The following is a 17,689-nucleotide window of genomic DNA, read 5'->3' as shown; positions in this document are numbered from 1 at the left end:
CCGTTCGCCCGACAAGGATCGTCGCGCGCGAGGCGATCCTGGGCATTCTGTTCCGTGCCTTTTAGGAAACCGGGCCCATCGGACGCAAGCGACCCGCACGATTGATTTACGCCCTTCGATGCGTAAGGTCCGCGCCGGGCCCTGGGCGCCTGACAAAGAGCTGAGGATACACGATGGCACCGACGCCGCTGATTGCCGGAAACTGGAAGATGAACGGGCTCCTGAAGGAGCTGGGTGAGCTGCAGACGCTGGCCGAAGCCGCCGGCGCTGGCCTCAACCAGGGCCGCGACATCCTGATCTGTCCGCCGGCTACGATGCTGTCGGCGAGCTTCGGCATTCTCGGCAACCATGTCGCCGTGGGCGGCCAGGACTGCCATCCGGCCGTAAGCGGCGCCCATACGGGCGACATTTCCGCTGCGATGCTGAAGGATGTCGGCGCGCGCTACGTGATCGTCGGCCATTCCGAGCGCCGCGCCGATCATGGCGAGAGCGACGAACTGGTCCGCGCCAAGGCCGAGGCTGCGATGGCCGCGGGCCTGATCGCGGTGATCTGCATCGGCGAGACCGAGGCGGAACGCGATGCCGCCGCGACGACGGACGTTCTGGCGCGGCAACTGGCCGGCTCGCTGCCGGACAACATGGACGGCGACCGCGTCGTTGTCGCCTATGAGCCGGTCTGGGCGATCGGCACCGGCAAGACGCCGACGGCGGACGACGTGCGGCACATCCACGACTTCATCCGCCGGACGCTGGTCGAGCGCTTTGGCGAGGCCGGAAACGGGGTCCGCATCCTCTATGGCGGGTCGGTGAAACCGGGCAATGCGGCCGAACTCCTGGCCATCGACAATGTCGACGGAGCCCTTGTCGGCGGGGCCAGCTTGAAGGCGTCGGACTTCATCGCGATATGTCAGGCGTCGCCGACAGCCTGACCGGAACGACACGGGCCGCGCGCCCAATCGCCCGCAAATGCCGAATACGGTTGGAAAGCGGGCGTCGCTTCTGTAGAAGGCGCGCAATTATCGAATAGACGCGTTGCGAAAGTTCCATGGAAACCATTCTCATCATCATCCACTTGATGATCGTCGTGACGCTCGTCGTCGTCGTTCTGTTGCAGCGCTCCGAAGGCGGTGCGCTCGGCATCGGTGGCGGTGGCGGCGGCATGATGTCGGCCCGCGGTGCCGCCAATGCGCTGACCCGCACGACCGGCATCCTGGCAGCGGCGTTCTTCGTCACCTCGCTCTCCCTCGGCATCTTGGCCCGCTACGGCGCCCAGCCGACCGACATCCTGGACCGCCTGCCGGTCAATCAGAGCGGCCAGAGTGCGCCGGCCGGTGACGGCAGCGATCAGGGTGGCAGCCTGCTGGATCAGCTGGGCGGTCTTCCCGAGCAGCCGCAGGCTCCCGCTGGCGGCGCCGCGACCGAGACGGCACCGGTCGCCGCCGACGCACCGAGCGCGGCTCCGTCGCTGCCCGACGAGGCGCCGGCAGCCCCGACCGGCGAGACCACCGCAGCTCCGGCGCAGCCGGCACCGGCGGCCGAGGAAGCGCCCGCACCGGCCACCGAGGCGGCGCCTGTCGAGGAAATTCCCGCCAATCCGGCCGAGGATGCACCGGGCGTCGAAGACGCGCCGACCGTGCCGCCCGTCGAGGAGCCGGCCGCGGGCACGACGCGTCCGTCCGACGAGCCGGCCACGCCGCAGAACGGCCAGTAGCGCTTCGTTCGCCCATTGAACGTCATCGGCGGGGCACCTTCGGGTGCCCCGCTGGTTTTTCGCATGTGTAAAAAGTGACTGGCGGAATCATCTCCGCCGCGATATCGGGAAGGCCCATGGCGCGATATATCTTCATCACCGGCGGCGTGGTCTCTTCTCTCGGCAAGGGCATTGCATCGGCCGCACTCGGTGCACTCCTGCAGGCACGCGGTTATCGCGTGCGGCTGCGGAAGCTCGACCCCTATCTCAACGTCGATCCGGGCACGATGAGCCCGACGCAGCACGGCGAGGTGTTCGTCACCGACGACGGCGCCGAGACCGATCTGGATCTCGGCCATTACGAGCGCTTCACCGGCCGCTCGGCCAACCGGATGGACAACATCACCACCGGGCGGATCTACCAGGAGATCATCGCCAAGGAGCGCCGCGGCGACTATCTCGGCGCGACGGTCCAGGTCATTCCGCACGTCACCGACGCCATCAAGGAATTCGTTCTCGACGGGAACGAGGATTTCGATTTCGTCCTCTGCGAGATCGGCGGCACGGTCGGCGACATCGAGGCGCTGCCGTTCTTCGAGGCGATCCGCCAGCTCGGCAACGACCTGCCGCGGGGCGGCGCGATCTACGTCCATCTGACGTTGATGCCGTACATTCCGACGGCCGGCGAGCTGAAGACCAAGCCCACGCAGCATTCGGTGCGCGAACTGCGCGCCATCGGCATCCAGCCGGACATTCTGCTGGTGCGCGCCGACCGGCAGGTGCCGGCGGAAGAGCGCCGCAAGATGAGCCTGTTCTGCAATGTGCGGGAAACGGCGGTTATCCAGGCGCTGGACGTCGCGACAATCTACGATGTGCCGATCGCCTATCACCACGAAGGTCTCGACACGGAAGTGCTGGCCGCCTTCGGCATCGATCCGGCCCCCAAGCCGCAGCTGCAGCTCTGGCACCAGGTGACGGACGGGATTCGCCATCCCGAGGGTGAAGTCACCATCGCCATCGTCGGCAAATATACCGGCCTCAAGGACGCCTACAAATCGCTGATCGAGGCGCTGCAGCATGGCGGCATCGCCAACAAGGTGCGGGTCAAGCTCGACTGGATCGAATCGGAGGTCTTCGAGCAGGAGGACCCGACGCCGTATCTGGAGCGGGTGAACGGCATTCTGGTGCCCGGCGGATTCGGCGAGCGCGGCTCGGAGGGCAAGATCCTCGCGGCCAAGTTCGCCCGTGAGCGCAACGTGCCGTATTTCGGCATCTGCTTCGGCATGCAGATGGCCGTGATCGAGGCGGCCCGTTCGCTGGCCGGCATCCAGAACGCCGGCTCGACGGAATTCGGCGATCCCGAGGAAGCCGTCGTCGGCCTGATGACCGAATGGCTGAAGGGCAACGAGCTGGAGCAGCGCGCCAAGAAGGGCGATCTCGGCGGCACCATGCGCCTCGGTGCCTATGCGGCGAGCCTCAAGGAAGGCTCGAAGATCGCCGAGATCTACGGCGACACCACCATCGAGGAACGGCATCGCCACCGCTACGAGGTCAACCGCGCCTATCGCGAGCCGCTGGAAGCCGTCGGCATGAGCTTTGCCGGCATGTCGCCGGACGGGCTGCTGCCGGAGACGGTCGAACTGGCCGACCATCCGTGGTTCATCGGCGTGCAGTACCATCCGGAACTGAAGTCGCGCCCGTTCGAGCCGCATCCGCTGTTCGCGAGCTTCATCGCCGCCGCCGTCGAGCGTTCGCGGCTGGTCTAGGCCTCTGCGGCCGTGCCGACCCGGTGCGGCTGCGTCCCCGTGACGAGCATGCCGCCCTTGGTGGAATGCCGGTTGTCGGCGCTGTCCGGCATCTGGGCTCGGCCGGGCCGGGCGCCATGCATCTGGAATTGCCGGGGGAGATCGAATAGGCCGTGACCATGCGCGCGATCGATCATCTCGTCCTGTCCTTCGATGACCTCGCCACGGCCCGCGAACGGCTGGGTGCGCTCGGCTTCACCGTTGCACCGGACGCCGTCCATCCCTTCGGCACCGGCAATGCCTGCGTGTTCCTCGCCGACGGCGTCTATCTCGAACCGCTGGCGGTCGTGGACGCGGCGGCGCAGGCCGAAGCGCTGGCGGAGGGGAATGTCTTCGTCGCGCGGGATGCTGCGTTCCGATCCGAACACAATCTGCCGGGCTTTTCGGGCCTGGCGTTCCGGTCTGCCGATGCGCTGGCCGACCGCGAGGCGCTGACGGCGCAGGATCTCGCCGAACCGGCGACCGTCGATTTCTCCCGTACCTTCCGGCAGGGAGATGGCGCCGAGGCGACCTTGTCGTTTCGTCTCGCCTTCGCCCGCCTGCTGCCCGGATTCGTCGCGTCGCTGTTCTTCTGCGAGGCCCGCCACAGCGTCGCGCCGGATCGCTCGGCGCTGTCACGCCATGCCAACGGGGCCGACGGCCTGCTGCGCATCGTCCTCGTCGGGACGGTGGATGAGGAGACGCGGCGGCTTCTGGAGACAATCGCCGGATCGGCGCTGACAAGCGACGGCAGCGGCGGCACGACACTGACCCTGGCAAATGTCGTTCTGGAGTTCCTCACGCCGTCCCTTGCCCAGGCGCGCTACGGCGTCGCGGCCGTTGACGATCGGCTGCGGCTCGCCGGGATGGTCCTGGCGGTCGCGGATATCGAGCAGGCCCGCGCCGCGCTTGCGCCGGATGTCGTGACGGAGCGCGACGGACGCATCGTCGCCACGCTCGGTCCCGCCAGCACCCCCTTCATCGCCTTCGAGGAGAGACCATCATGACAGCGCCCAACGGCACCGTCGCGGCTCGCAATACCGTGTTCGACAATTCCCGGCCCTTCGCGCTGATCGCCGGCCCATGCCAGATGGAAAGCCGGGACCACGCGATGATGATCGCGGAGAAGATGAAGCGGATCACCGACGATCTGGGCATCGGCTACGTCTTCAAGGCAAGCTTCGACAAGGCCAACCGTACCAGCCTGAAGGGCCGGCGCGGCATCGGCCTGGCCGACGCGCTGCCGGTCTTCGAGGAAGTGGCGCGGACCTTCGACCTGCCGGTGCTGACCGACGTCCACACCGAGGAACAGTGCCGCGAGGCCGGCACGGTCTGCGACATCCTGCAGATCCCGGCGTTTCTTTGCCGGCAAACCGATCTTCTGATCGCGGCGGCCGGAACCGGCCGGGTGGTCAACATCAAGAAGGGTCAGTTCCTGGCACCCTGGGACATGAGCAATGTGCTCGCCAAGGTCACCGAGAGCGGCAATCCCAACGTGCTCCTGACCGAGCGCGGCGCGTCCTTCGGCTACAATACGCTGGTTTCCGATTTCCGCGCCTTGCCGATCATGGCGGGGATGGGCGCGCCGGTGGTCTTCGACGCCACCCACTCGGTGCAGCAGCCGGGCGGGCAGGGCGGCTCGTCGGGCGGCGAGCGCCGCTTCGTCGAGACGCTGTCGCGGGCCGCCGTCGCGGTCGGCGTCGCCGGCCTGTTCATCGAGACCCATGAGGATCCGGACAACGCGCCGTCGGACGGCCCCAACATGGTGCCGCTGGACCGCATGCCAGAGCTCCTGAAGCGCCTGCAGGCCCTGGATGCGGTGGCCAAGGGCTTCGACTGAAACACTCCATGCCGGGCGCCGGCAGGGCCGTCAGCGCCATCGCCGGCCGACCGCAACCAGAATCAGTTCAATCCGTCACATGCCTGGTCTAGAAGGCTGGCAGAACCACATTTGGAGGCACCCCGCATGACCGCGATCATCGACATCATCGGACGCGAAATTCTCGACAGCCGGGGCAACCCCACGGTCGAGGTCGACGTCATCCTGGAAGATGGCACGCTGGCCCGCGCGGCGGTGCCGTCCGGCGCCTCCACGGGCGCCCACGAGGCGGTCGAGCTGCGCGACGGCGGCAGCCGCTACATGGGCAAGGGCGTCCAGAAGGCGGTCGACGCGGTGAATGGCGAGATCCTCGAGGCGATCGGCGGCTACGAGGCCGAGGACCAGATCCGCATCGACGCCGCCATGCGCGAGCTCGACGGCACCCCGAACAAGAGCCGGCTCGGCGCCAATGCGATCCTCGGCGTGTCGCTGGCGGTCGCCAAGGCCGCGGCCGATGCCTCGGCGCTGCCGCTCTACCGCTATGTCGGCGGCGCCTCGGCGCATGTGCTGCCTGTGCCGATGATGAACATCATCAATGGCGGCGCCCATGCCGACAACCCGATCGACTTCCAGGAATTCATGATCATGCCGGTCGGCGCCGAGCGCTTCTCGGACGCGCTGCGGATGGGCGCGGAAGTCTTCCACACGCTGAAGAAGATGCTGAAGGACGCCGGCCACAACACCAATGTCGGCGACGAGGGCGGCTTCGCGCCGGGTCTCGCATCGGCGAAGGACGGTCTCGACTTCGTCATGCGGGCGATCGAGAAGGCCGGCTACAAGCCCGGCGAGGACATGTTCCTGGCGCTCGACTGCGCCTCGACCGAGTTCTTCAAGAACGACGTCTATGATCTGGAAGGCGAGGGCCGGAAGCTGTCGCCGGACGACATGGCCGGCTATCTGGCCGAGCTCGCCGGCGCCTATCCGATCATCTCGATCGAGGACGGCATGGCCGAGGACGACTGGGCCGGCTGGAAGACGCTGACCGAGAAGACCGGCGCCACCGTGCAGCTCGTCGGCGACGATCTCTTCGTGACCAATTCGGAGCGCCTGCGCGACGGTATCGCCAAGGGCGTCGCCAATTCGATCCTCGTCAAGGTCAACCAGATCGGCACGCTCACCGAGACGCTGGACGCGGTCAATGTCGCGCACCGGGCCGGTTACACCGCCGTGATGTCGCACCGCTCGGGCGAGACCGAGGATTCGACCATCGCCGATCTGGCGGTCGCGACCAATTGCGGGCAGATCAAGACCGGTTCGCTCGCCCGTTCGGACCGGCTCGCCAAGTACAACCAGCTTCTGCGGATCGAAGAGGAACTGGGCGACCAGGCGGTCTATGCCGGTCGCTCGATCCTGCGCGCGCGGGGCTGAAAGCCTGCCGCTTCGGCGGCGCAGAGAACGTATGGAAAAAGGGCGCCAGCGAAAGCCGGCGCCCTTTTTCGTGTCCCGCGGTCAGTTGCCGCGCTGATCGAGCTCGTTGACGACCTGGCCGTAGCTGATCAGCGAGAACAGTGCGGACCCGCCGAGAACGTTGCCGAGCAGGGCCGGCAGGTAGAAGCCGACAAGCGCGTCCTCAACCGACATCCGGCCCGCGAACATCAGCGCCATCGCTTCCACCGAACCGGCCACCACATGGGCGAGGTGGAAGAGGGCGATCAGGTAGGTCAGGAGCGCGATGACCAGGAAGCCCGAGCGATCGGCCGAGGGCAGCAGCCAGACGACCGTCGCCATCAGCCAGCCCGCCGCGATGCCGCGCAGCAGCATGTAGTGGAAGGCCGGCTCCATCGCCTCGGCGGAAAGGGTGAGCGCCGCCTCGCGGATCTCCGGCGCATTGAGGACATCGTAGGCGATGCCCGCGCCGAACACCGCCGTTCCGACCATGTTGGCGGCCAGAACCACCGTCCACAGCCGCACCAGCGCCACGACGCCTTTCCAGCGTCGCCGCGCCAGGACGGGCAGGGTGGCGCTGAGGGTGATCTCGGTGAAGAGCTGCTGGCGGCCGAGAATGACGATCAGGAAACCGACCGTATAGCCCCAGGATTCCAGCAGCGGTCGCCAGGGCGCATCGGGCAGATACGCCCTGAGCGCCGCCATGGTGTAGACCGAAAAGCCGATCGACAGGCCGGCGGCAAGGCCCGACCACCAGAGGCTGGCCGTCGGCCGGGTCAGTTCGTCCTCGCCCTCTTGGCGGACGATCTCGTAGACCGCCAGCGGGCGCAGCTTCAGCCGGTCGTCGATCTGGTGCAGTTCGCCCTCGGTGAGGGTGGAGCCTTCCTTCTCGATCCGCTGTTCGGTGACGTCGTTCGAATGCCGGCGCTTGCCGGCATCATGGACGGCTTTCGCCGATGTCTGTTCATCCATGTCCATCTTCGCGTTCGGTGATGCCGCCGCGGGACGGCCATTGTCCCCAACATGGGGCCGAGCGCCCGCGACGACAGAGCCGGGCGGTGAACAGCGGGTCACCGCCCTTTGCGTCAGCTCACCTTGGGACGCTCGCCGGGCGGCCGTCCCTTGGCGCCCAGCATCCATTCGCGCCAGGACAGGCGCTCGCCATAACGCTCGAACAGGGCCGAATCCTCGTGGGCGGCGAACTGGGAGTAGTTCAGGACGGCGACGAAAGTGACGCCGCCGATGGTGTTGCCGAGCAGGACCGGCAGCACGAACATCGGGAACAGCGGCAGGAACGCCACCTCCTCCAGCCGGAAGCTGAGGAAGAACACCTCGACCGACGAGGTGATGACGTGGAAGAAGCCGCCGACGCCGACGAAATACATCAGCAGCCAGACGAACAGGATCTTCGACACCGTGTCGCGGCCGCCATGGACCAGCCAGACCATGGCGGCGACGATCCAGCCGGCGATGACGCCCTTGGAAAACAGCGAGAACCAGCCGGTCTCGTAGGCCTCGTGGCCCATCTCCAGGGCTCTTTCCAGCCGCTCCGGCGTCATCACGTCGAAATAGGCGAGGAGGCCGGCGGCGCCGACGGCGCCGATCATGTTGGCGACCAGCACCACAGCCCACAGGCGCAGGAGGTTGCGCAGGCTGGCGAGCTTGGTGAGGACCAGGACGACCGGCGTCAACGTGTTCTCGGTGAAGAGCTGATAGCGGCCGAGAACGATGATCAGGAAGCCGACCGGATAGAGCAGATTGCCCAACAGGCCGGGCGTCGCCTCGCCGGCGGCGTCGGTGAAGACGACGCGGGCCAGGAAGGTCAGGCCGAGCGCGCCGCCGGCGCCGATCCCGCTCCAGAAGAGATAGCGGTTGTTGGCATCGAGTTCGTCATCGGCGGTGGACAGCACCCGCGCGAAAATCTCCTCGAAGGCGAAGAAGTCCGACAGGGTCTCGCCCTCGGACGGCGCGTTGTCGAGCGAATCCTCCGGATCGGCCCGGCGCATCGCCTCCTCTTCTTCCTCGTGGCGGCGCGCCTTCGGGTCGTCCTCTTCGTGAGCCATGCATGTATCCTCGAGTGGGGCGCGGCGGATGGGCGCCGGTGCGGCTCATCTAGCGCCGTCGCGCGATTGCGGAAGATCGCCTGGCGGCGCCTGCGTTCGATTCCGCTGGCCAGTGCGGATTGCACCGCGCGTGCCGTGGTTTACGCGGCCTTAAGCGGAACATGCGAAGGGTCGGGAAAAGGAGGGCCCGATGCGCACCATCCAGAAACGTCAAAGCCGGATCGGCGGCCTCATCGTGCCGGCGATCACCGTCAGCTTCCTCGCCTATTTCGCGATCCACGCCCATAGCGGCAAATACGGCATCGAGGCGAAGGCCGAACTGACACGCGATCTCGCGGTGAAGAGCGCGCGGCTCGACGAACTCGAGAGCCGCCGCGAACGTCTCGAACGCCGGGTGCAGCTGCTGCATGACGGGACGCTGGAACGCGACATGATCGACGAGCGGGCGCGGCGCGCGCTCAACGTGACGACGCCCGAAGAGATCGTCATCCTGCGATAGGTAGGCGCCGCTCGATATTGCACCTGCACAGTGATGGCGGGTTTGACCGGCGGCAGTGCCGCCGGACGGTGTATTCCGACCCGAATTCGCACGCCAAACAACCGCCTGCGCGCACGAAAACGACCCATCATAGACTTAAACGCAATCTCGGTTGAATTTGCTGCATTGCAGCAAGTAAACCGGAATTCGATTAAAGAGCGCGGCGTCGCTTGATGGGCGGTGCGGAGCATCTATACTCGGGGTGAATTGTAGCCGCGAATTGGCGGATCAAGACCCGGAGGCAGCATTGGCGGCCAGGCAGAGCAAGACACCCGCATCCAAGAAGGCCGCAGGCCCCTCGGGCGACGGCGCGGTTTCCACGGCGGATTCGTCCGCGGAGATCGTCAAGACGCTCGAGCATTTCGACGCGCCCGCGCCCGCAACCTTTTCCAAGGACGAGGAGATCCGCGCCTATCGCGATATGCTCCTCATCCGGCGCTTCGAGGAAAAGGCCGGCCAGCTTTACGGCATGGGCTTCATCGGCGGCTTCTGCCACCTCTATATCGGCCAGGAGGCGGTCGTCGTCGGAATGCAGATGGCGATGAAGGAAGGCGACGAGGTCGTCACCGGCTATCGCGACCACGGCCACATGCTGGCCACCGGCATGGAAGCGCGCGGCGTGATGGCCGAGCTCACCGGCCGCCGCTCGGGCTATTCCAAGGGCAAGGGCGGCTCGATGCACATGTTCTCGAAGGAGAAGAAGTTCTTCGGCGGGCACGGCATCGTCGGTGCGCAGGTGCCGATCGGCACCGGGCTGGCCTTCTCCAATCGCTACAAGGGCAATGATTCGATCGCGATCACCTATTTCGGTGACGGCGCGGCCAACCAGGGCCAGGTCTACGAGAGCTTCAACATGGCCTCGCTGTGGAAGCTGCCAGTCGTCTACGTGATCGAGAACAACCGCTACGCCATGGGCACCTCGGTGAACCGGGCCTCGGCGGAGACGAATTTCGCCCATCGCGGCCTGTCGTTCAAGATTCCTGGCATCCAGGTCGACGGCATGGATGTGCGGGCGGTCAAGGCCGCCGGCGATCTGGCCGCCGAGCATTGCCGCTCGGGCGAGGGGCCGATCATCCTCGAGATGATGACCTATCGCTATCGCGGCCATTCCATGTCCGATCCGGCCAAGTATCGCAGCCGCGACGAGGTCCAGAAGATGCGGTCGGAATCCGATCCGATCGAACAGGTCAAGCGCCGGCTCATGGAAGAGCAGGGCATGTCCGAGGACGACGTCAAGGACATCGACAAGAAGGTCCGCGAGATCGTCGCCGACTCGGCCGATTTCGCCCAGAATGATCCCGAGCCGGACGTCTCCGAGCTGTGGACCGACATCTATGCGGACGTGCTTCCGCAGGCGGCCGAGTAGGGGAACCGACCATGCCGATTCAAATCCTGATGCCCGCCCTGTCCCCGACCATGGAGGAGGGCAACCTCTCCAAGTGGATCAAGCAGGAGGGCGACACCGTATCGCCCGGCGACGTGATCGCCGAGATCGAGACCGACAAGGCGACGATGGAAGTCGAAGCTGTCGAGGAAGGCACGCTGGGCAAGATCCTGGTCCCGGCCGGTACCGAAGGCGTGCGGGTGAACGCCCCGATCGCCCTGCTGCTGGCCGAGGGCGAGGACGAGAGCGCGCTGGAGGACGGTGCTGCGACCGCGGCGAAGTCCGCGCCCGACGAGCCGGCGAAGAGTGATGAGGCGCCGGCTCCCGCCGAGACGTCCGCGTCTTCGGGCGGTGACATGGAGGCGCGCCGGGTGCCCGCCGAGGGCAAGGTTCACCCCGAGCCCGAGGACGAGGTCGGCGCGTTCGGCCAGGAGATCCCCGAGGGCACCGAGATGGTGTCGACCACGGTGCGCGAGGCGCTGCGCAGCGCCATGGCCGAGGAACTGCGCCGTGACGACGATGTCTTCGTCATGGGCGAGGAAGTCGCCGAGTACGAGGGCGCCTACAAGATCACCCAGGGCCTGCTGGCCGAATTCGGTGCTCGCCGCATCGTCGATACGCCGATCACCGAGCACGGCTTTGCCGGTCTGGGCGTCGGCGCGGCCTTCGGTGGCCTGAAGCCGATCGTCGAGTTCATGACCTTCAACTTCGCCATGCAGGCGATCGACCAGATCATCAATTCGGCGGCCAAGACGCTGTACATGGCCGGTGGCCAGATGGGCTGCCCGATCGTGTTCCGCGGTCCGAACGGCGCCGCGGCGCGCGTCGCGGCCCAGCACAGCCAGGACTACGCCGCGTGGTACAGCCACATTCCGGGTCTGAAGGTGGTGCAGCCCTATACGGCGGCCGACGCCAAGGGTCTGCTGAAGTCGGCGATCCGTGACCCGAACCCGGTTATCTTCCTCGAAAACGAGATCCTCTACGGCCAGAGCTTCGACGTTCCGGCGATCGACGACTGGACCGTGCCGATCGGCAAGGCCCGCATCCACCGCAAGGGCAAGGACGTCACCATCGTCTCCTTCGGCATCGGCATGACCTATGCGGTCAAGGCAGCCGAGGAACTGGCGGCCGAGGGCATCGATGCGGAGGTCATCGATCTGCGCACGATCCGTCCGATGGACATCGACAGCGTCGTGCGGTCGGTCAAGAAGACCAATCGCTGCGTCACCGTCGAGGAAGGCTGGCCGCAGGGTTCGGTCGGCGAGCATATCGCCTCCGAACTGATGGTCCGCGCCTTCGACCATCTCGACGCGCCGGTGCTCAAGGTCTGCGGCAAGGACGTGCCGATGCCCTATGCGGCCAATCTCGAGAAGCTGGCGCTGCCGTCGGTCAAGGACGTGATCGATGCGGTCAAGGCCGTGACCTATCGGGACTGATGCCATGGCGAGCGGTACGGCTCATCCCGGTGCGGCAGGTGACGATGCGGGCCTTGTCCTGGTTCAGGATATCGACGCGTCGCCGGCAGCCGTCTGGGAGTGCCTGACCGAACCCGCCTGTTTCAGGAGCTGGTGGCGCGAGACCGTGGAGTTCGAGCCGCGGCTCGGCGGCCATTTGCTGGAGCCGTGGACGGATGCCGACGGCGTCGAGCATCTGACCCGGGCCGAAGTCACCGCCTATCACCCGCCGCACGGACTGGTGATGGTCTGGGCCGACGCGGACTGGGGCTTCGACACCGTCGTGTCGGTGTCGCTGGAGTCGCTGGCGGACGGCACGCGGGTGACGATCGAACATCAGGGCTGGCAGGCTGCGCCCGAAGCGGATCGCGCGGCCCTTCTGCTCGACCACAGGAATGGCTGGTCGCATCACCTGTCCAGGCTGACCGACCACGCACACGAACATGATGCCCGGCGCAAGGGCCATTGAGGAGACGTTCCGGATGCCCATCAATGTGACGATGCCCGCGCTCTCGCCGACGATGGAGGAGGGCAACCTCGCCAAGTGGCTGGTGGCCGAGGGCGACACGGTTTCGGCCGGTGACATCATCGCCGAGATCGAGACCGACAAGGCGACCATGGAGGTCGAGGCCGTCGACGAGGGCAAAATTGCCAAGATCGTCGTCCCCGCCGGTACCGAAGGCGTGAAGGTCAACGCCGTCATCGCCATTCTGGCCGCCGACGGCGAGAGCGTCGAGGATGCGGCCAAGGGCGGCGGCTCGGCTGAGGGGTCGGACGACAAGGGCGGCGCGATGGTTGCCGATCCGAAGGCCGACGCTGCCGTGACCGGTTCGGAAGCCGACGCGAAGGATGCGGAAAAGCGCGGCGACAGCCGCCCAGCGGCCGATGCCAAGGGCGCGTCGTCCGGGCAGGGCGGTTCGGGCGATCGCGTCTTCGCGTCGCCGCTGGCGCGCCGGCTCGCCAAGGATGCCGGGCTCGATCTTGGCGCGGTGCAGGGCTCCGGTCCGCACGGTAGGATCGTCAAGGCCGACATCGAGAGCGCGAAGGCATCGGGCAGCGCCCGCAAGGCTGCCGATGCGCCGGCTGCCAAGAGCGAGGCCGCGCCGGCCCCGGCAGCGGCGCCTGTCGCCAAGGGCACCAGCGACGAGGCCGTTCTCAAGCTGTTCGAAGAGGGCTCCTACGAGAAGATACCGCATGACGGCATGCGCAAGACCATCGCCAAGCGCCTGGTCGAGGCCAAGTCCACGGTCCCGCATTTCTACCTGACGCTCGACTGCGAGCTCGACGCACTCCTGGCACTGCGCAAGCAGCTCAACGAGGCGGCGCCGATGATCAAGACCGATGCGGGCGACAAGCCGGCCTACAAGCTGTCGGTCAACGACATGATCATCAAGGCGATGGCGCTGGCGCTGAAGGCGGTGCCGACGGCCAACGTGTCCTGGACCGAGTCGGCCATGCTGCAGCACAAGCACGCCGATGTCGGCGTCGCGGTGTCGATCGAGGGCGGCCTGATCACCCCGATCATCCGGCGCGCAGAGGAGAAGACGCTCTCGGCGATCTCCAACGAGATGAAGGACCTGGCCAAGCGCGCCCGGGCCCGCAAGCTGAAGCCCGAGGAATATCAGGGCGGCACCACGGCCGTCTCCAATCTCGGCATGTTCGGCATCAAGGACTTCGCCGCGGTGATCAATCCGCCCCATGCGACGATCCTGGCAGTCGGCGCCGGCGAGCAGCGCGCGGTGGTCAAGAACGGCGCCGTGACCGTCGCCACCATGATGAGCGTGACCCTGTCGACCGACCACCGGGCGGTGGACGGCGCGCTGGGTGCCGAACTGGCGGTGGCGTTCAAGCAGCTGATCGAAAACCCGATGTCGATGCTGGTCTAGGGCGGGCCGATGAAAACCGTCCTGTGCTACGGCGACTCGCTGACCTGGGGCTACAACCCCGAGACCGGGCTGCGCCACGACTACGACAGCCGCTGGCCGAACGTCCTGGCCAGGGCGCTGGGCGAGGACGTGGTGGTCATCACCGACGCGCTGAACGGGCGGACCACTGTCTTCGATGACCAGATGGTGATGGCGGAGCGCAACGGGGTGAAGACCCTGCCGACGGCGCTGGGCGCGCACCAGCCGCTCGACCTCGTCGTCCTGATGTTGGGCACCAACGATCTGAAGCGGCACACTGGCGGCGGCCGGGTCTTCGAGTCGCGTCAGGGCATGGAGCGGCTGGTCGAGATCATCCTGACCTTCCCCTACCAGCGCGGCTATGACGCACCGAAGATCCTGATCGTCGCGCCGCCGATGTTCTGCGCGACCACGGAGCCTGACTTCACGCTGCTCTTCGGGCATGCGCTCGAGGAATCCCAGCATTTCCGTTCGGCCTGCACGAAGGTCGCGGAGGAATATGGATGCGCCATGTTCGACGCGTCCGAGGTCTGCGAAACGACGCCGCTCGACGGCATCCATCTGTCGGCGGAGCATACCCGCGCGCTCGGCGAGGCGCTGATCGCGCCGGTCAAGGCATTGCTCGACGAGACGGCATGAGCCGGCCGCCGCTGCCTCGCGTCCGGCGCAGGGCAGCCTTCGCGACCGCACCCATCCGGCCTGGTGACGCACGGTTTGCGCCCGCACACCCGGCCCACGAAGTTTCGGCGTCCCAGGAGACCACCCATGGCTGACACCTACGACATCCTCATCATCGGCGGCGGCCCCGGCGGCTATGTCGCGGCGATCCGCGCCGCCCAGCTCGGCTTCAAGACCGCCGTCGTGGAACGCGAGCATCTCGGCGGCATCTGCCTCAACTGGGGCTGCATCCCGACCAAGGCGCTGCTGCGCTCGGCCGAGATCTTCCACTATGCCGAGAATGCCACGGCCTACGGCCTGAAGATTGCCAAGCCGGATTTCGACATGGAAGCGGTGGTCAAGCGTTCGCGCGGCGTCTCGGCGCAGCTGAACGGCGGTGTCGGCTACCTGATGAAGAAGAACAAGATCGACGTCATCTGGGGTGAGGCGAAGATCACCAAGGCCGGCAAGGGCGGCCCGGTCGAGGTCTCGGTCGGCAAGATGAAGAAGCCCGTCGTCGAGCCGCAGAACCCGGTTCCGAAGGGCGTTCTCGGCGAGGGCAGCTACAAGGCCAAGCATGTGATCGTCGCCACCGGCGCCCGCCCGCGGGTGCTGCCGGGAATCGAGCCGGACGGTGACCGGATCTGGACCTATTTCGAGGCGATGAAGCCGAAGGCGATGCCCAAGAGCCTCATCGTCATGGGCTCCGGCGCCATCGGCATCGAGTTCGCCTCCTTCTACCGCACCATGGGCGCCGATGTGACGGTGGTCGAACTGCTGCCGCAGATCATGCCGGTCGAGGATGCCGAGATCGCCGCCGTCGCCCGCAAGCAGTTCGAGAAGCAAGGCCTGAAGATCCTCACCGACGCCAAGGTGGCGAAGGTCGAGAAGGGCGGCGACGGCGTCTCCGTCACCGTCGAGACCAAGGACGGCAAGTCGCAGGTTCTGAAGGCCGAGCGGCTGATCTCCGCCGTCGGCGTGCAGGGCAACACCGAAGGGCTCGGCCTCGAGGATGTCGGCGTCGCCATCGAGCGCGGCATCGTCAAGATCGACGGCTACGGCAAGACGAATGTTGAGGGCGTCTACGCCATCGGCGATGTCGCCGGCCCGCCGATGCTGGCGCACAAGGCCGAGCATGAGGGCACGATCTGCGTCGAGAAGATCAAGGGTCTCGAAGTCCACCCGATGAAGAAGACCGAGATTCCCGGCTGCACCTATTGCCAGCCGCAGGTCGCCAGCGTCGGCCTGACCGAAGCCAAGGCCAAGGAAGCCGGGCACGCGGTCAAGGTCGGCCGGTTCAACTTCAAGGGCAACGGCAAGGCAATCGCGCTCGGCGAGCCGGAGGGGCTGGTCAAGACCGTCTTTGACGCCAAGACCGGCGAACTCCTGGGCGCCCACATGGTCGGCGCGGAAGTCACCGAGCTGATCCAGGGCTTCGTCATCGCCATGGGGCTGGAGACGACCGAGGAAGAGCTCATGCACACGGTCTTCCCGCATCCGACCCTGTCGGAAATGATGCATGAGAGCGTTCTCGACGCCTATGGCCGCGTCATCCACATGTAGATTCCGCCCGCTGCCCTCTTGCCTCGTTTTCGCCCGCGCTAGCTACCGTCCGAGAAGTCAAACGCGACAAGGAGTCTCAGGAATGATCGGTAGTTTTCTCGCAGCCATTATCGTTGGCGGCATTGCAGGTTGGCTGGCAGAAAAAGTCATGAAGAGCGACATGGGCGTTCTCATGAACATCATCCTCGGCGTGGTTGGCGCCATCGTGCTGAGCCTCATCCTGCGTCTGACAGGGCTGGGCTCGGGCGCGAGCGCTTCCTTCTCCTGGGAATATCTGATCGTCGGATTCGTGGGCGCCTGCCTGCTGATCTTCATCGTGCGTCTGTTCCGGCGCTAGTCACCGGTCCCGCACGAATGACTGCGCCGCGGTGGATTGCACCGGGGCTCCCGGGAGCTTAATTGAAGCCCATGGTCACCGTGCTCGATAACCGCCTTGCGGTCGAGGCCAAGCCTCGACCGCGGCATCCCGAAAAAGCCCATCGTCCGGATCAGGCGACGACCCTGCGCAAACCGGAATGGTTGCGCGTCAAGGCGCCGGTCTCGAAGGGCTACCAGGAAACGCGCGAGATCGCGCGGTCCAACAACCTCATCACCGTGTGCGAAGAGGCCGGCTGCCCCAATATCGGCGGCTGCTGGGAGAAGAAGCACGCGACCTTTATGATCATGGGCGGGATCTGCACCCGCGCCTGCGCCTTCTGCAATGTGGCGACCGGCATGCCGAAGCCGCTCGACGAGAGCGAGCCGGAGAGCGTCGGCCGAGCCGTCGCGGCCATGGGGCTGAACCATGTCGTCATCACCTCGGTCGATCGCGACGATCTGGCCGATGGCGGCGCCCAGCATTTCGTCGAGACGATCCGCGCCATTCGCGCCGCGGCGCCCGGCACCACCATCGAGATCCTGACGCCGGACTTCCTGCGCAAGCCGGGCGCGCTCGAGGCCGTGGTCGCGGCCCGGCCCGACGTCTTCAACCACAATCTGGAAACCGTGCCGTCCAAGTATCTGACGGTGCGCCCGGGCGCGCGCTACTTCCACTCGATCCGGCTGCTGCAGCGGGTGAAGGAGCTCGATCCGACGATCTTCACCAAGTCCGGCATCATGGTCGGCCTCGGCGAGGAGCGGAACGAGGTGCTGCAGCTCATGGACGATCTGCGCTCGGCCGATGTCGACTTCCTGACGATCGGGCAGTACCTGCAGCCGACCAAGAAGCACCATGCGGTGATGCGGTTCGTCACGCCGGAGGAGTTCCAGTCCTTCGAGACCGTGGCGCTGTCCAAGGGCTTCCTGGTCGTGTCGGCCAGCCCGCTGACCCGTTCGTCGCATCACGCCGGCGAGGATTTCGAACGGCTGAAGGCGGCGCGTCTCGCCCGTCGCGCGGCCGCCTGACAGC

17 protein-coding genes and 1 pseudogene are annotated in these 17,689 nt (G+C 66.4%); 15 read left to right on the top strand and 3 right to left on the bottom strand.

The features are described 5' to 3' along the window. The first annotated feature begins 173 nt into the window (after window positions 1–173). From tpiA to J3367_RS15015, 3 genes and pseudogenes are all read left to right on the top strand, one after another. Window positions 174–929 (top strand): triose-phosphate isomerase, encoded by a 756-nt coding sequence (tpiA, locus tag J3367_RS15025; protein WP_024350616.1) that lies wholly within the window; start codon window positions 174–176, stop codon window positions 927–929. Window positions 930–1,045: 116 nt separating this feature from the next. After that, window positions 1,046–1,540 (top strand): annotated as a pseudogene (secG, locus tag J3367_RS15020) (preprotein translocase subunit SecG); the annotation flags it as partial. 287 nt (window positions 1,541–1,827) lie between these two features. Continuing rightward, window positions 1,828–3,456, top strand: a complete 1,629-nt coding sequence (locus J3367_RS15015; RefSeq protein WP_024350618.1) for a CTP synthase — start codon at window positions 1,828–1,830, stop codon at window positions 3,454–3,456. Here J3367_RS15015 and J3367_RS15010 read toward each other — a convergent pair. Beyond that, window positions 3,453–3,632 (bottom strand): hypothetical protein, encoded by a 180-nt coding sequence (locus J3367_RS15010; protein ID WP_024350619.1) that lies wholly within the window; start codon window positions 3,630–3,632, stop codon window positions 3,453–3,455. The genes J3367_RS15015 and J3367_RS15010 overlap by 4 nt on opposite strands. Here J3367_RS15010 and J3367_RS15005 point away from each other — a divergent pair. The 3 genes from J3367_RS15005 (at window position 3,615) to eno (ending at window position 6,721) form a co-directional block, all read left to right on the top strand. Continuing rightward, window positions 3,615–4,481, top strand: coding sequence for a VOC family protein (locus tag J3367_RS15005; RefSeq protein WP_024350620.1), 867 nt, complete (start codon window positions 3,615–3,617; stop codon window positions 4,479–4,481). The genes J3367_RS15010 and J3367_RS15005 overlap by 18 nt on opposite strands. Then, window positions 4,478–5,314, top strand: coding sequence for a 3-deoxy-8-phosphooctulonate synthase (gene kdsA, locus J3367_RS15000; protein WP_024350621.1), 837 nt, complete (start codon window positions 4,478–4,480; stop codon window positions 5,312–5,314). The genes J3367_RS15005 and kdsA overlap by 4 nt, the downstream gene beginning before the upstream one ends. 126 nt (window positions 5,315–5,440) lie before the next feature. After that, a complete protein-coding gene (eno, locus tag J3367_RS14995) occupies window positions 5,441–6,721 on the top strand; it encodes a phosphopyruvate hydratase (RefSeq protein WP_024350622.1) in 1,281 nt (426 codons plus the stop codon). 81 nt (window positions 6,722–6,802) lie between these two features. Here the strand turns inward: eno and J3367_RS14990 are convergent, their stop codons facing one another. Continuing rightward, the gene (locus J3367_RS14990; protein ID WP_029703120.1) at window positions 6,803–7,711 is read right to left on the bottom strand and encodes a formate/nitrite transporter family protein; all 909 of its coding nucleotides are present in this window, start codon (window positions 7,709–7,711) and stop codon (window positions 6,803–6,805) included. Window positions 7,712–7,824: 113 nt separating this feature from the next. Further along, complete coding sequence (locus J3367_RS14985; protein WP_244495417.1) at window positions 7,825–8,802, bottom strand: formate/nitrite transporter family protein; 978 nt, start codon at window positions 8,800–8,802, stop codon at window positions 7,825–7,827. Between the two features lie 190 nt (window positions 8,803–8,992). Between J3367_RS14985 and J3367_RS14980 the strand changes: the two genes are divergently transcribed. The 9 genes from J3367_RS14980 to lipA all read left to right on the top strand — a co-directional run bounded on the left by J3367_RS14980 (window position 8,993) and on the right by lipA (window position 17,685). Further along, window positions 8,993–9,301: an FtsB family cell division protein gene (locus J3367_RS14980; RefSeq protein WP_024350625.1), complete on the top strand. Its 309-nt coding sequence runs from the start codon at window positions 8,993–8,995 to the stop codon at window positions 9,299–9,301. 379 nt (window positions 9,302–9,680) lie between these two features. After that, complete coding sequence (pdhA, locus tag J3367_RS14975; RefSeq protein ID WP_051141587.1) at window positions 9,681–10,706, top strand: pyruvate dehydrogenase (acetyl-transferring) E1 component subunit alpha; 1,026 nt, start codon at window positions 9,681–9,683, stop codon at window positions 10,704–10,706. A gap of 11 nt (window positions 10,707–10,717) precedes the next feature. Continuing rightward, complete coding sequence (locus J3367_RS14970; protein WP_024350627.1) at window positions 10,718–12,160, top strand: pyruvate dehydrogenase complex E1 component subunit beta; 1,443 nt, start codon at window positions 10,718–10,720, stop codon at window positions 12,158–12,160. 4 nt (window positions 12,161–12,164) lie between these two features. Beyond that, the gene (locus tag J3367_RS14965) at window positions 12,165–12,647 is read left to right on the top strand and encodes an SRPBCC family protein (protein WP_024350628.1); all 483 of its coding nucleotides are present in this window, start codon (window positions 12,165–12,167) and stop codon (window positions 12,645–12,647) included. A 13-nt stretch (window positions 12,648–12,660) separates the two neighbouring features. After that, on the top strand, window positions 12,661–14,064 hold the full coding sequence (locus J3367_RS14960; RefSeq protein WP_024350629.1) for a pyruvate dehydrogenase complex dihydrolipoamide acetyltransferase: 1,404 nt from the start codon (window positions 12,661–12,663) through the stop codon (window positions 14,062–14,064). Window positions 14,065–14,073: 9 nt separating this feature from the next. Next, complete coding sequence (locus tag J3367_RS14955) at window positions 14,074–14,721, top strand: SGNH/GDSL hydrolase family protein (protein WP_024350630.1); 648 nt, start codon at window positions 14,074–14,076, stop codon at window positions 14,719–14,721. A gap of 126 nt (window positions 14,722–14,847) precedes the next feature. Further along, a complete protein-coding gene (gene lpdA / locus J3367_RS14950; RefSeq protein WP_024350631.1) occupies window positions 14,848–16,302 on the top strand; it encodes a dihydrolipoyl dehydrogenase in 1,455 nt (484 codons plus the stop codon). Between the two features lie 82 nt (window positions 16,303–16,384). Beyond that, the gene (locus J3367_RS14945; protein WP_024350632.1) at window positions 16,385–16,639 is read left to right on the top strand and encodes a GlsB/YeaQ/YmgE family stress response membrane protein; all 255 of its coding nucleotides are present in this window, start codon (window positions 16,385–16,387) and stop codon (window positions 16,637–16,639) included. Window positions 16,640–16,710: 71 nt separating this feature from the next. Continuing rightward, window positions 16,711–17,685, top strand: coding sequence for a lipoyl synthase (lipA, locus tag J3367_RS14940; RefSeq protein WP_024350633.1), 975 nt, complete (start codon window positions 16,711–16,713; stop codon window positions 17,683–17,685). The last annotated feature ends 4 nt before the right edge of the window (window positions 17,686–17,689 follow it).

It is taken from the genome of Aurantimonas sp. NFXS3, assembly GCF_049132005.1.
Lineage (GTDB): Bacteria > Pseudomonadota > Alphaproteobacteria > Rhizobiales > Rhizobiaceae > Aurantimonas > Aurantimonas coralicida.
Note: the sequence above shows the minus strand (reverse complement) of the source record. Positions and strands in the feature narration are given on the sequence as shown.